General features: G+C 71.7%; 14 protein-coding genes. 3 read left to right on the top strand and 11 right to left on the bottom strand.

Annotated features, from left to right (window positions below):
- Positions 1-96: 96 nt before the first annotated feature.
- A complete protein-coding gene (locus K2Z83_RS08570) occupies positions 97-1,074 on the top strand; it encodes an aldo/keto reductase (protein WP_220594766.1) in 978 nt (325 codons plus the stop codon).
- The gene (locus K2Z83_RS08565; RefSeq protein WP_220594765.1) at positions 1,074-2,024 is read left to right on the top strand and encodes a threonine/serine dehydratase; all 951 of its coding nucleotides are present in this window, start codon (positions 1,074-1,076) and stop codon (positions 2,022-2,024) included. Before K2Z83_RS08570 ends, K2Z83_RS08565 begins: the two co-directional genes overlap by 1 nt.
- A gap of 21 nt (positions 2,025-2,045) precedes the next feature.
- On the opposite strand, the gene K2Z83_RS08560 is transcribed toward K2Z83_RS08565, so the two are convergent.
- From K2Z83_RS08560 to K2Z83_RS08510, 11 genes are all read right to left on the bottom strand, one after another.
- Complete coding sequence (locus K2Z83_RS08560) at positions 2,046-3,104, bottom strand: GAF domain-containing protein (RefSeq protein WP_220594764.1); 1,059 nt, start codon at positions 3,102-3,104, stop codon at positions 2,046-2,048.
- Positions 3,105-3,122: 18 nt separating this feature from the next.
- On the bottom strand, positions 3,123-3,659 hold the full coding sequence (locus K2Z83_RS08555) for a DUF1634 domain-containing protein (RefSeq protein WP_220594763.1): 537 nt from the start codon (positions 3,657-3,659) through the stop codon (positions 3,123-3,125).
- 47 nt (positions 3,660-3,706) lie between these two features.
- Positions 3,707-4,513: a sulfite exporter TauE/SafE family protein gene (locus K2Z83_RS08550; protein ID WP_220594762.1), complete on the bottom strand. Its 807-nt coding sequence runs from the start codon at positions 4,511-4,513 to the stop codon at positions 3,707-3,709.
- A 111-nt stretch (positions 4,514-4,624) separates the two neighbouring features.
- The gene (locus K2Z83_RS08545; protein ID WP_220594761.1) at positions 4,625-6,031 is read right to left on the bottom strand and encodes an ATP-binding protein; all 1,407 of its coding nucleotides are present in this window, start codon (positions 6,029-6,031) and stop codon (positions 4,625-4,627) included.
- 12 nt (positions 6,032-6,043) lie between these two features.
- Positions 6,044-6,739 (bottom strand): response regulator transcription factor, encoded by a 696-nt coding sequence (locus tag K2Z83_RS08540; RefSeq protein ID WP_220594760.1) that lies wholly within the window; start codon positions 6,737-6,739, stop codon positions 6,044-6,046.
- A 199-nt stretch (positions 6,740-6,938) separates the two neighbouring features.
- Entirely contained in the window at positions 6,939-8,189 is a 1,251-nt protein-coding gene (locus tag K2Z83_RS08535; protein ID WP_220594759.1) for a cytochrome c3 family protein, read from the bottom strand.
- Between the two features lie 12 nt (positions 8,190-8,201).
- Positions 8,202-9,062, bottom strand: coding sequence for a hypothetical protein (locus K2Z83_RS08530; protein WP_220594758.1), 861 nt, complete (start codon positions 9,060-9,062; stop codon positions 8,202-8,204).
- A complete protein-coding gene (locus K2Z83_RS08525) occupies positions 9,046-10,368 on the bottom strand; it encodes an NAD(P)/FAD-dependent oxidoreductase (RefSeq protein WP_220594757.1) in 1,323 nt (440 codons plus the stop codon). Before K2Z83_RS08525 ends, K2Z83_RS08530 begins: the two co-directional genes overlap by 17 nt.
- A 60-nt stretch (positions 10,369-10,428) precedes the next feature.
- Positions 10,429-10,698 carry a 4Fe-4S dicluster domain-containing protein gene (locus K2Z83_RS08520; protein ID WP_220594756.1) on the bottom strand — a complete coding sequence of 90 codons (270 nt, stop codon included), beginning with the start codon at positions 10,696-10,698 and terminating at the stop codon, positions 10,429-10,431.
- A 237-nt stretch (positions 10,699-10,935) separates the two neighbouring features.
- A complete protein-coding gene (locus K2Z83_RS08515; protein ID WP_220594755.1) occupies positions 10,936-12,447 on the bottom strand; it encodes an NAD(P)-binding protein in 1,512 nt (503 codons plus the stop codon).
- On the bottom strand, positions 12,444-12,818 hold the full coding sequence (locus tag K2Z83_RS08510) for a hypothetical protein (protein ID WP_220594754.1): 375 nt from the start codon (positions 12,816-12,818) through the stop codon (positions 12,444-12,446). The genes K2Z83_RS08515 and K2Z83_RS08510 overlap by 4 nt, the downstream gene beginning before the upstream one ends.
- Before the next feature lie 255 nt (positions 12,819-13,073).
- Here K2Z83_RS08510 and K2Z83_RS08505 point away from each other — a divergent pair.
- On the top strand, positions 13,074-13,907 hold an 834-nt coding region (locus K2Z83_RS08505), incomplete at its 3' end, for a PLP-dependent aminotransferase family protein (protein WP_220594753.1).

The following is a 13,907-nucleotide window of genomic DNA, read 5'->3' as shown; positions in this document are numbered from 1 at the left end:
TCCGCTTTGTGATGCGGCGCGGCGTAGCCGCGCGCATCACAATCGGTGTATCATGTGCATGATGGGCGCACATCGTGAAAGATTGGAGGCAAGGCCATGGAATACGTTCGGCTCGGCAGCACGGGCATGAAGGTGTCGCGGATCTGCCTGGGGTGTATGACCTACGGGACGCCGGCGTGGCGCGAGTGGGTGCTCAACGAGGAGGCCAGCCGGCCCTTCTTCAAGCGGGCGATCGAGGCGGGCATCACCTTCTTCGACACGGCCGACATGTACTCGCTCGGGGTAAGCGAGGAGGTGACGGGGCGGGCGCTGGCCGACCTGGCCAAGCGCGACGACCTCGTGATCGCCACCAAGGTCTACCAGCCGATGAGCGACCGGCCGAACGACCGCGGGCTCTCGCGCAAGCATATCATGGCCTCGATCGATGGCTCGCTGCGGCGGCTGGGCACCGACTACGTGGACCTGTACCAGACCCATCGCTGGGACAATGAGACGCCGATCGAGGAGACGATGGAGGCGCTGCACGATGTGGTGAAGGCCGGGAAGGCCCGCTACATCGGCGCGTCGAGCATGTGGGCGTGGCAGTTCGCCAAGGCCCAGCACGTGGCCGAGCGCCACGGCTGGACGCGGTTCAGCACGATGCAGAACCACTACAACCTCGTCTACCGCGAGGAGGAGCGCGAGATGATCCCGCTCTGCGTGGACCAGGGGGTGGGGATGATCCCGTGGAGCCCGCTGGCCCGCGGCTTCCTGACCGGCAACCGGCCGAAGGGCGCGGCCCCGACGACGGTGCGCGGGCGCAGCGACACGATCTCGCACGCGATGTATAACGAGGGCGACTACGTGGTGGTGGAGCGGCTGGGCGAGATCGCGGCCGCGCGCGGGGTGAGCCCGGCCCAGGTGGCCCTGGCCTGGCTGATGAGCAGGCCGGCGGTGAGCGCGCCGATCATCGGGGCGAGCAAGATGTACCAGCTGGAGGAGGCGATCGCCTCGCTGGATGTGTCGCTCAGCGCCGAGGAGATCGCGTCGCTGGAGGAGCCCTACACGCCGCACACGGTGCGCGGGCACGCGTGATGCCTACGCCAGCCGATATCGTGGCCGCCCGGCGGCGCATCGCCGGGGTGGCGGCCCTCACGCCGCTGGAGCACAGCCGGCCGCTCTCGGCCCACACTGGCGCCGAGGTGTACCTGAAGCTGGAGTGCGCCCAGGTGACGGGCAGCTTCAAGGTGCGCGGGGCGGCCAACGCCCTGCTGGCCGACGCCGACCGCAGCCCGGCGATCGCCTGCTCGGCGGGCAACCACGCCCTGGGCATGGCCCACGCGGCGGCCCTGCTCGGCCTGGAGGTGACGCTGGTGCTGCCCGAGGGCGCCTCGCCGGCCAAGGTGGCGGCGCTGCGGCGCTACCCGGTGCGGCTCATCCTGCACGGCCAGGGCTACGACGAGGCCGAGGCCGAGGCCCTGCGCCTGGCGCACGCGGGCGGGCTGCGCTTCATCTCGCCCTACAACCACCCCGCCGTGATCGCCGGCCAGGGCACTCTGGGCGCCGAGATCTTTGCGCAGCTGCCGCAGGCCGACACGATTGTCGTGGGCGTCGGCGGCGGGGGGCTGATCAGCGGGGTGGGCATCTGGGCCAAGGCGATGAGCCCGCACGCGCGGGTGATCGGCGTGCAGGCCGAGCGCTCGGCGGCCATGATCGCCTCGCTCCAGGCCGGCCAGATCGTGAGCGCGCCCGACCTGCCGACCCTGGCCGACGGGCTGGCCGGCAACATCGAGCCGCACAGCATCACCTTCCCGATCGTGCGGCGGGTGGTGGACACCATGCTCACGGTGAGCGAGGCGCAGATCGCGGCCGCCATGCGCTGGCTGCTCGACGAGCACCACCTGGTGGTCGAGGGCAGCGCCGCCGTGGGCGTGGCCGCCCTGCTCCACGGCCTGGTGGACGGCGTGGCCGGCCGGCGCGTGGTGGCCCTGCTCTGCGGGCGGAACATCGCGAGCGAGGCGTTCCTGCGGGCGGTGGGGGCGTAGGGGCGCAGCGCGCTGCGCCCCTCAGCTAAACGACAGAAACCGCTGCCAGGCGTTCGCGTCGGCCTGGAGCGCGGCCAGGCGCGACTTGAGCGCCTCGTGGAGCTTGGCGTTCTCGATGGCGAGCCCGCCCAGGTCGGCCACGGTGGACATGAAGGCGATCTCTTCGGCGCCAAATCGGCGGTTCTGGCCGGAGTAGACGCGCAGCACGCCGATCGGCACGCCGCGCGCGCAGAGCGGCACCACCAGCACCGAGCGGATGCCCTCGCGCTGGGCCTCCTCGGGGTACTGGAATCCGCCGGCCGCCGTCAGCTCGGTGATCGCGACGGGCTGGCGCTCGGCGAGCACGTGCTGGTCGACCGGGCTCTGGGCCACCTTCACCGCGCCCTTGGCCAGGTAGCCCTCGCTCAGGCCGTAGGCCGCCGCGAGGTGCAGGGTCCGGGCGCTCGGGCCGAGCAGGCGGATGGAGCCGGCGCGCACGTTCAGCTCGTCGACCGACTGGAGCAGCAGGCTGGTCAGCACCTCGCGCAGGTCGAGGCTGGAGTTCATGCCGCGGGCGATCTGCTGGAACGCGGTGTAGAGCCGGGCGCGCTGGATGGCCTGGGCGCCCAGGCTGGCCACCGCCGAGAGCAGCGCCCGCTCCTCCTCGCCGAAGCTGTGGGGCGCGGCGGTGTAGACGCGCAGCACGCCGATCGCCCGGTCGCGCAGGGTGAGCGGCAGGGCGATCGCACTGACCAGGCCCTCGCGCTCGGCGGCCTCGCCGTACTGGAATCCGGGGTCGGCCCGCACATCGTCCACCGTCACCAGATCGCCGCCGATCACCGCGCGGTCGATCGCGCTGCTGGCGAGCTCCACATCGCCCTTGGCGCGGTAGCCCTCGCTTAGGCCGTAGGCCGCCTTGAGGGCCAGGGTCTGGCGCTCCTCGTCGAGGATGCGCAGGGTGGCCGCGCGGTAGCCCAGCTCGACCACCGTGCGCTCCAGGAGCGCGTCGAGCACGGCCTGCTCCTCGTGGCCATCGTTGATCGCCGAGATGATCGTGTAGAGCGCGAGCGCGCCCTTCTGGAGGCGAGACTGTAGACCCATGCGTTCGATCCCCTTCCGCTAGCCCTTGCCGATCATAATGCTGACCATCATCACCAGAAACACCACCGAGGTGATCCCGGCGTAGCGCCAGTCGCGCTCGTAGACGAACGCGACGATCGAGCCGATCACCCGCAGGATGGGCGTGGCGATCAGCACCAGCAGCCCCAGGGTCAGCAGTCCCGACGGGCGCAGGGCCATGATCCGGGGGAAGACCTCGCCGAGCGCCGCGACCGTCTCGGGCATGGCCCGGCCGAGGATCAGGTCGAGCGCGACCCCGGCGAGCATGAGGGCGGTGCTGAGGGCCAGGCCGATCACCAGCACCTTATGGACGAGGGCGTCCAGGTCGCGCTTCTCGCGGTCGACCTCGTCGGGCTGCGTCACCCGGCGCACAATATCGGGCGCGACGTGGATGGCGCGGCCGGCGGGGCGCGGCTCGGCGTGGGCCGGCGCGTGGGCGACGCGCACCTCGGCGGGCAGATCGGGCGTGACCGGCGCGGCCGGCGGCGTGCGCGCGGGCGCGGCCTTGTCGGTCTCAGGATGGGATGAGGTTGTCATAAGATTACACTTTATCGGGCGCGGGGAGGGCGCAGCACGCTGCGCCCCTACGCCCCGCGGATCGCCTGGAAGAGCATCTGCACGGCGAAGATGATCAGGAGGCCCTGGAAGATCTGCTTGAGGCGCTGGCTGCGCACCTTGCCGCCGATGCGCGCGCCGATCTGGGCGCCGCCGAGCACGCCGAGGGCGGTGGGGATGGCCACGCGCGGGTCGAGGAATCCGTGCTGGTAGTAGATCACCGCGCTGGTGGCGGCGGTGACGCCGATCATAAAGTTGCTGGTGGCGATGGCGGCCCGCAGGGGCATGCCCATCACCAGGCTCATGATCGGCACCTTGATGATCCCGCCGCCGATGCCGAGCAGGCCGGAGACGTTGCCGGCCAGGAAGCTGGCGCCGAGGCCGGCGGGCAGGTTGCGCACGCCGTAGCGCACCTCGCGCCCGCTGAGCGGGTCGTCGTAGCTGGTGTCGAGCAGGCCGGTGGGGCTGGACTCGTGGTCCTCCTTGGGCAGTCGGCTCATGCTGTAGATGACGTAGCAGAGCACCAGGGCGAAGATCGCCGAGAGCCAGCGCGGGTCGATCAGCACGGCGGTGATGCCGCCGGCGAAGGCGCCCATGGTGGTGGCGATCTCTAAGATCATGCTCAGGCGGGTGTGGCTCATGCCCTTGCCGACATACACGGCGCCGGCGGCCGACGAGGTGGCGATCACGCTGACGATGCTGGCGCCGATCGCGGTCTTGATCGGGATGCCCAGCGGCCCGGTGAGCAGCGGGATGAGCAGCACCCCGCCGCCGATGCCGAGCATGCTGCCCAGCCCGCCGACACACAGGGCGATCAGAAAGAGGACGATCTCCACAGCGCCTCCCGATGGCGTATTGCGCTGGGCTCCCCAGCGCAACACCGATGTTCCTAGCCCCAGTATCCCACCGGGAGTTGATCGCAACGTGATCGCAAGGTGAACGGGAGTTTAACGCGGCTCGGCGGGGGCGAGGGGCAGCGAGATCGTCATCGTGGTTCCGGCGCCGAGGGCGCTGGCGGCGAGGATCTCGCCGCCGTGGCGCTCGACGAGGTGGCGGGCGATGGCGAGGCCGAGGCCGGTGCCGCCGCCGCTGCGGGCCGGGTCGGACTTGTAGAAGCGCTCGAAGATATGCGGCAGGTGCTCGGGGGCGATGCCGACGCCGGTGTCGGCGATGGCCACCCGCAGCCATGGCCCATCCTGCGCGGCGCGCACCGTCACGCTGCCGCCGGCGGGGGTGAAGGCCAGGGCGTTCTGGAGCAGGTTCAGCAGCACCTGCTCGATCCGGCCCGGGTCGACGCTGATCGCCGGCAGGCTGGGGGGTAGCTCGGTGCGCAGGGCGATCGCGCGCTGCGCGGCCTGGGCGGCCATGCGCGCCGCGGCCGACTCGAGCAGGCCGACGGGGTCGGTGGGCACGAGGTGCAGCTCCTCCTGGCCGGACTCGATCCGCGAGAGGCTGAGGAACTCGTTCACGAGCCGGCTGAGCCCCTGCACCTCGACATCCATGCGGCGGACGAAGTCCTCGGCCACGCCGCGCTCGTCCAGGGCGCCGTCCTGGAGGGCGTCGAGCATCACCTGGAGCGAGGCCAGGGGGGTGCGCAGGTCGTGGGAGATATTGGCGAGCAGGGCGCGGCGGGCGCGCTCGGCCCGCCGCAGCTCGCTGAGATCCTGGAGGATGACGATCGCCTGGCGGGTGTCCCCTTCGGCCGGGCGGGTGACGAGGGCGCGCAGGGAGCGGCCGCGCTCCTGGGGCTGCAGCTCATCGAGGATGACCGGCCCCGGGACGCCCGCCGGCGGCGGCCGACGCAGGGCGGCGCTGAGGATCGGGCCGATGCTGATCGCGGCGAGCGGGAAGGGGGCGGGCGGCAGGCCGAGTGCGGCGACGGCGGCCGGGTTGGCCGCGCTCACCGTGTCGTCGGGCTCCACGATCAGCAGGCCGTCGCCCATGGTGGCCAGCACCGTGCTCAGCCGGCCGCGCTCTGCCTCGGCGGTGTGGATCAGCTGGCGCAGCCGGCTCGCCATCAGGTTGATGTCCTGGGAAAGGGCGGCCATGTCCTCGTCGGGCGGGATGGGCACCGTCGCATCAAGGTCGCCGCTGGCGAGGCGGCTGGCCAGCTGGCGCAGCTCGCGGAGCGGGCGGGCGGCGCGGCGGACGACCAGCAGGGCCATGCCGAGGGCCAGGGCCGCCGCGACCAGGGCGAACCCGATCGCGGCATAGGCCATGCGCTGCCCCACCGCATCGATGACCTCGCCCCTTTGCGTCAGCGCGATCAGCGCCCAGGCCAGGGAGGACAGGGCGACCACGACCAGCGCGATGGATGCGGCGACGGCCCGCCGGCGCGTATGGCGGATGATCATGCGCGGCACGGCTCAGCCCACAAACTGGTAGCCCACATTGCGGATGGTGCGCAGGCGGGTGGGGCTGCTGGGGTCGTCCTCAATCTGCTCGCGGATCCAGCGGATGTGGACATCGACGGTGCGCGGGTCGCCGATAAACGGCTCGCCCCAGAGCTGGCCGAGCAGCTGCTCGCGGCTGAAGACCTGGCCGGGGTGCTGCATAAAGAACTGGAGCAGGGCGAAGGCGCGGGGCTTGAGGATGAGCGTGCGCCCCCCGCAGGTGGCCTGGTGGCTCACCGGGTCGATCCATAGGTCGCCGACGGTGAGGGCGCCCGTCGGGGCGGGTATGGCGCCAGGGGAGCTGCCGAGCATGGGGCGGCGCAGGGCGGCGCCGATGCGGGCGATCAGCTCGCGGACGCGGAAGGGCTTGGTGATGTAGTCGTCGGCGCCGAGCTCCAGGCCGAGCACGGTGTCCACCTCGTCGGCGCGGGCGGTGAGCATCAGCACCGGCACTGGCGAGAAGCGCCGGATCCGGCGCAGCACCTCGAAGCCGTCGATCTCGGGCAGCATCACGTCGAGCAGCACCAGGTCGGGCATGGCGGTCTGCACAATCGCCAGGGCCTCAGCCCCGCTGCTGGCGTTCGTCACCGTGTAGCCGGCCCGGCGCAGGCTGTAGCCGAGGGCGGTGCGCAGGTGCTCTTCATCTTCGACGATTAGAATCGAGGCCATGGGGCACAGTATACACCACCTGCGGTCTGTGGCTGGCTGGCGCGCGGCTTTGCGCGCGTCACCTCCCGGTGGGGGTGCGGGGGCGGCTGTGCCGCCCCCGCATTATTTTGTATTGGGGTTGGGCGGCGAAGCCGCCCAACCCCAATACAAAACCGGGTCTGGGGCGAAGCCCGAGACCCGGTTGCAACAGCCATCAGCATCAGTCATGCTTGCGACCGTCGGCGTGACAGCGCACACAGTTGGTGATATTGGTGATCCCCTCCTCGCTGTGCTTTCTGGCCATCTCCGCGTCACCGTGGCAGCTGGCGCATGTGTAGGTCGTGTACTGCTGGGGCGGCGGGTTGGTGTGGCAGGTGGCGCAGGCGATCTGGCCGCGGCCGCCGTGGTTGAGCGGGAAGGTGTGGGTGAAGATCACATTCTCCCAGGCGCTCGTCACGTGGCAGGTGGCGCAGTCGGTGCCGAACTGGCCGAGGTGTACCTGCGGCTCGGCGTGGCACGAGACGCAGCTGGTGGGCGTGCCCTTGTAGACGTGGGCGCTGTGGCAGCTGGCGCAGGCCGCATCGGTATGTGCGCCGGTGAGCGGGAAGGCCGTCTTGCTGTGGTCGAAGGTGACCTGCTCCCACCCGCTGGGCGTGTGGCAGGTGGCGCAGTCGGTGCCGTAGGCGCCCTGGTGGACATCGCGGCTCTGGTGGCAGGCCACGCAGGTGCTATCGGCGATCTTGAAGTCGGCCGGGGCGTGGGCGGCGGTGTGGCAGAGCTGGCAGCCGACCTCAGCGTGCTGGCCCTCTAGGGGGAAGCTCAGCGCGGCGTGGTCGAAGCCGCTGTAGCGGTCCACGCCGTTGTGGCAGCTCAGGCAGTCGTCGCCGAAGTCAGCGCGGTGCTGCGCTATAAAGCCGGCCTGGTAGCCCACGTGGCAGCCCACGCAGCCCGCCGAGTCGAGGGCGTAGGCGTTGGCGGGGCGCGGGGTCTGATCGAGGGCGGTGTGGCAGTCGGCGCAGGCGAAGCTGCGGCCATCGGCGGTGCGCTTGTGGGCCGCGAGCGAGAAGCCGAGCTGCTCGTGGGGGAAGCTGCTCGTCAGCTCGGTGTTCGTGAGGTTTGCGGTCTCGCCCTTATGCTCGGTGTGGCAGCCGAGGCAGGAGGCCCCGTCGGGCAGCGCGCCGTGGAGCGTGTTCGGGCTGGCCAGCTGGGCCTGGATGTCGGTGTGGCAGTCCAGGCAGGCTCCGGCCATGCCCCGCGCGTCGAGCGGGCTCGTGTGGCAGCTGGCGCAGTTCCCGCCGATGGCGGCGTGCGATGTGACCCCGCCGAGCGTGACGCCATTGCGCGCCTGGGTGCTCAGGGGGCCGGGGCTGAACATGGCGCCGCCGCTGAGCAGGGCGGCGGCGGCGACGGCGACCACGGCGATCAGGCCCGCGCCGATCCCGAAGGGCGTGAGGCAGCCAAGACGACGCATTAGGAGCCTCCCCTATCGAAGAAGCGTCGCGTAGTAGATCGCGGCGCCGATGTGGACGAAGGATAGGACGAACAGGGCGACGCCGAGCGGGATGTGCACCGTGTGCCAGAGGGCGAGCAGGCGGCGGGCGGCGGCCAGGCGCTCGATCTGGCGCAGCAGGCGGTGTCGCTCGCCGATCAGCCGGCGTAGCTCATCGGCGGTGGCCTGGTCCTGGCTTCCCAGCTCTGTGATCGCGCGGCTCAGGGCGGCCCGGTCGCGCCAGCCGATCAGCGGGCGCGCGAGCACGCTGGCGAGCGCTCCGCCGGGCGCGGCGGCCAGGGACGGCAGTCGCAGCCGGGCCGGCGGCTCGCCCGGCGTCGCGCGCGTGCGGGCCAGAATCTCCAGGCGCGAGGCCCCCGCCGCCAGCTGGCCCTCCAGGTCGGCCAGAGTCAGCTCGGCGCCGTCCACCGTGCGCGGGATGGCGGTGTACAGGTAGCGCCCGACAACGCCGCTGCCCACCACCACCACCGTCAGCAGCGTCACCACGCCGGCGAGGCCGTGGAACTGCCATGCGGTGTGCAGGAGCACCATGTACGAGCCGACGATCCCGGTGACGATATGCCACTGGAGCCAGCTGCTCAGCCGCCCGAAGGCGCGCCCGCGGGCGCGCTTGCGCAGCGAGTAGAGCGTCTCGGTGGACAGCATCAGCAGGAAGCCGATGATGCCCAGGCCGTGGCCGAAGAGCCCGCTGGACGCCGGGGTGCCGGCGCGCGACGCCCACAGGTACAGCCCGGTGATCGCGCCGACCAACACCAGCGATATCTCGATCTCGTAGGTGGTCTGGCGTGCCGGGCGGCTGACTGTCGCCGACGGCAGGTCACGGGGTGGCTGCATGGCTACACTCCCATTCCGCAGAGAAGGTGGCGATCCGCTCGAGGATGGTATTGCCGTCGGCCAGCAGCGAGTCGCGGATGGGGCTAATGTCTGCCTCGGCGGCGATCAGGCGCTGGAGCGGGCGCGAGAGGGTCTGGTCTCCCATCACGAGCGCGCCGGTGATCGTGCGCTCGCCGAGCATGAGCCGCACCCGGTTCACCGCGTGCTGCTCGACGACCACCCATGCTGGCGTGGCATTGCGCCACCGCTCGCTGTCGCCGCGGGCGATCGCCACCAGATCCTCGTCGCTGCCGCTGCCGAGGGCGCCGATAATGGTCGTCGGGATGCCGGCAAGCAGGGTGACGTTCATGGCGGTGGCGGGCTGGTATGGCGTGGGCTCGCCGGCCATGGCGGCCGCCGCGGCCTCCCCGTGGGCGCGCGCCGTCGGCCAGAGCGTGTCGAGGCTGGCTCGGCCGCTGCGCTCATTGTAGACCTGGGCGACATCCCCGGCGGCGAAGATGTCGGGCGCGCTCGTGCGCAGGCAGGAGTCGGTCAGGATGCCACGATCTACCTTGACCCCGGCGGCGCGGGCCAGGTCGAGGTGCGGGCGCGTGCCGATGGCGACGGCCAGCATGTGGCAGGGGATCAGCGCGCCGGAGTCGGTCTCTACGGCGATCAGCTTGCCCTTCTTGCCCAGCGCCTGGCGCACCCGCGTGTGGGAGTGGATCTCTACGCCGTCGCTGCGCAGGTGCTCCTCCACGAGGTGCGACTCCTCGGCGTCGAGGACGTTCGCCCAGTAGCGCGCGCCGCGCAGCAGGTAGTGGACGCGGACGCCGCAGGCGTGCAGCCCCTCGGCGAGCTCTAGTGCGGTGATGCCGCCGCCCACCACCACGGCGCGGCCGCTTCTATTGGCCTTGCGCACCAGCCGCCTGGCATCGCCCAGCGTGTCTAGGGTGAAGATCCCGTCGAGGTCGCTGCCGGGGAAGTCGGGCGCTGCGGCGCGGGCGCCGGTGGCGAGGAGCAGCTTGTCGTAGGGGATCGTGCGGTCGTCGGCGAGGGTGAGGCGATGGCCCGCCACGTCGATGTGGGTGGCGCGGGCCTGCACCCAGCGCAGGCCCATGTCGCGCAGATCGGCCGGCGAGCGCGGGAAGAGCTGTTTCTCCGGGATGGTGCCGCTGAGGTAGTAGGCCAGCCCCGGCCGCGAGTAGAAACCGTCAGGGTCTTCCGTAACAACGGTGACGCTCGCCCCCGGCGCACGGGAGCGGAGCGCCTCGGCGGCGGCGATGCCGGCGACCCCCGACCCCACAATGACATATTCTGTAGCCATGGGGCGTATCTCTCTCTCGTGGGCACGAGGGCGGGCCACGCCCGCCCTCGTGCCGCTATATTAATGCGTGGGCTCGGCGCACAGATTGACGCGCGCGAAGGTGAGGACGCCGCGCGGGCAGCGGGCCACACACTGGCCACAGGTGAGGCAGTGGCCATCGAAGATGGGCTCGCCGCGCCACGCGTAGGCCCGCACATCCAGGCCGATCGGACAGTTATAGGAGCAGATCCCGCACTGCACGCAGCGCGCTGGCTCAGGGAGTACATGCCCTTTAGCGAGCACCTCCGCGCGGGTGAGGTCGAAGAGAAGCGAGCGACGATTCAGTGCCATGATGATGTGCCTCTGGTGATGTGATGACCCGCACTGCTTGCGACGTTTCGCCATGATCATAGTCTATGAGGGTTGGAATATGCTTTGAGATGTGGCTCTGCCCGTAGTGATCGTGCAACCTCACGGTACAAAACTGCGCCCTTTTAGTTGCCGCAGCACCATCGGTGAGGCTGCGCCTGCCGGGCACATTTTTGGCACGGCAGGCCCCCGCCGCGCCCCAAGGTGAGCGGCGGGAGTCTAGATCCGGCGCGACCAGCGCAGCGCGCGGTAGAGCCGGATGGCGCCCTGGGTCACGGCGGCGGTGCTCTGGCCGGGGAAGGCGCTGTCGCCCACCAGCCAGAGGCGGTCTACCCCGGCGGCGCGCGCGCCCAGGCTGCGGAATCCGCTCTGCTCGGGGCGCTGGCCCAGCCCGCCGACCATGCCCTCGGCGCGGCGGGTGTAGCGCGCGAAGCTCACCGGCGTGCCGGCCTGCTGGTAGCGGATGTGGCCGCGCAGCCCCGGCAGCGCCACCTCGGCCGCGTCGAGCAGCCGCTCGGCCCAGCGCCCCTTGCGCTCGCGGTAGGCCGCCCGCCCCGCCGCCCGCGCCTCCCACCAGGGGCCGACCCGCGTGTGCGTGCTGACCGTCACCGCCCGCTGGCCCGCCGGGGCGCGGCTCGTGTCGTCGGCCGGGTGCAGCGAGACGAATGCGGTGTTGCCCTCGCCCATCGGCTCGCCGTAGCGCAGCAGCACCTGGTGGTGCTCGGCCAGCCCCGCCGGCACGGCCGCCGCGTCCACCCCCAGGTAGAGCATAAAGGCGCCCCAGGCCTCGGGCGTCCCCTTGGCCAGCCGCAGCAGCCGGCGCGGCGCGGCCTCGCCCAGCAGCCGGGCGACATCCCAGACCGTCTGCCCGGCGATGATGTGGCGGGCGCGCAGCTCCTCGCCGCCGGCCAGGCGCACGCCCACCGCCCGCTCGCCCTCGACCAGGATCTGATCGACCCAGGCCCGGTAGCGCAGCTCGCCGCCGTCGCGGATGAGCGCGTCGGCCAGGGTGCGGGCGATGCTCCAGGCCCCGCCCTCGGCGTAGAAGACGCCCTGGCGGGCCAGGTCGAGGGCCACGCTGCCAAACAGCCAGGCCGCCTCGTCGGCGGGCACCTGGGCCGAGATCAGCAGCTGGGCGTCGACGAAGGCCCGCAGCGCCGGGTCGTCCAGGCGGTGGCGGCGCAGCTCGTGGCCGACGGTGCGCCCCAGGTGCGGCAGCAGGCCGAGCAGCTCCGGGCGCACGGCCGGGAGCATCCCCAGCAGGTCGCCGGCCGTCTCGGGCGGCATGGGCGGGTTGCGCGCGGCGAAGCGCCAGGCGATGTCGGCGATCTCCTCCTGGTTCTGCCAGAAGCGCTCGGCGGCGGCGGCCTGCGCCGGGAAGGCCCGCGCCCGCTCGGCCCGCCAGGCCCCCGGGTCGCCGTAGCGCGTCACCGCCCGGTCGGGCAGCCAGACCTGCATGGCCGGCTCCAGGGGCACCACCGGGAAGCGCAGTCCCAGCCTGCGGGCCACCCAGTCGTGCGCGCCGCCGGGCTGGAAGCCGCCGAAGAGGGTGGCGCCCACGTCGAACACATACGATGTGCCGTCGGGCCGCTTGCGGCGGTACGAGGACGCGCAGCCGCCGGGCTCGATGTGGCCCTCCAGCAGGGCCACCCGCCAGCCGTCGCGGGCGAGCAGGGCGGCGGCGGTGAGCCCGCCCACCCCCGCGCCGATAATGATCGCGTCGTAGCTCACCCGGCCCCCCCAGTCTGGTAGGCGCGGGCGGCCACGCCGAGCAGGAACAGACAGATCGCGGCGTAGGTCAGCGCCTCCCAGCGTCCGGAGCGGCCCCGGCTGTAGGCGATAGCGCCGGGCAGCAGGGCGGCGGCCACCGCCCCGTAGACGATGTGCAGGGCCAGGCGGGCCGGCCGGGCGCTGCTGAGCAGCAGGGGCAGTCCGAGCAGCCCCTCGGCGATGATCAGCAGCCCGACGACCCAGAGGGCCGCCGTGTAGCCGCGGCCGACGGCGCCGCGCAGGGCGCAGACCAGCCCCCAGAGCAGCAGGGCGGCCAGGGCCAGCGTGATCGTGACCTGCAGGCGGGCGTGAAAGAGGGCGAGGTGGGACATGGGGTAGGTGTGTAAGGGCGCAGCAGCAGCGGAGAATTATAGACCTGAATAGACAACTGGGGCTGCTGCGCCCTTACACCGCTGCCCCAGGTTTCCTCAACCATTATACGCCCGGTTGGGGATGACATTGTCTCTGGATGGCTCCGCCCGGCGGGGAGTATACTGACCCAACTGCGCAGGTGCGGGCGGGAAGGCCGTCTCCCGCGCCCGGCAATCTGCAATCTGCAATCTGCAATCTGCAATTCTGGAGTAGCAATGAGCATCAACTGGGGCGAGCGGATCGCGCAGGGCGCGCGCGAGATGAGCAGCTCGGCCATCCGCGACCTGCTGAAGCTGACGGTGCAGCCGGAGATGATCTCCTTCGCCGGGGGGCTGCCGGCGCCCGAGCTGTTCCCGGCCGAGGAGATCGGCGCGGCCTGCGAGCAGGCGATTGTCGAGTCGCCCGCCGCCGCCCTGCAGTACGGGCCGACCGAGGGCCACGGCCCGCTGCGCGAGCTGATCGCCGGCTGGATGGGCGACCTCGGCCTGCGCGCCCCCGCCGGCCAGGTGATGATCACCTCGGGCTCGCAGCAGGCGCTGGACATGATCGGCAAGCTGCTGATCGACCCCGGCGCGCCGGTGGCCGTCGAGAGCCCGACCTACCTGGGCGCGCTGCAGGCCTGGCAGCCCTACCGCCCGCAGCTGCTGCCCCTGCCCATGGACGAGGACGGCCTCGATGTGGGCGCCCTGGCCGAGCTGCTGGAGCGCGGCGCCCGCCCGCGCTTCCTCTACGTGGTCTCCTCCTTCCAGAACCCCACCGGCGTGACCCTGGCCCCCGCCCGGCGGCGCGCGCTGGTCGAGCTGGCCGCCCGCCACCGCCTGCCGATCATTGAGGACGACCCCTACGGCGAGCTGGTCTACGAGGGCGAGCGGGCCACGCCGCTGGCGGCGATCGACTGCGAGCTGCACGGCGAGCTGCGCCACGTCGTCTACCTCAGCACCTTCTCGAAGCTGCTCACGCCCGGCCTGCGGGTGGGCTGGCTGGTCGCCCCATCCGCCCTGATCGACAAGCTCGGCCAGGTCAAGCAGGGGCTGGACCTGCACACCGGC

This window comes from Oscillochloris sp. ZM17-4, assembly GCF_019599295.1.
GTDB lineage: Bacteria > Chloroflexota > Chloroflexia > Chloroflexales > Chloroflexaceae > Oscillochloris.
This window is presented reverse-complemented; position numbering and strand designations above follow the sequence as displayed.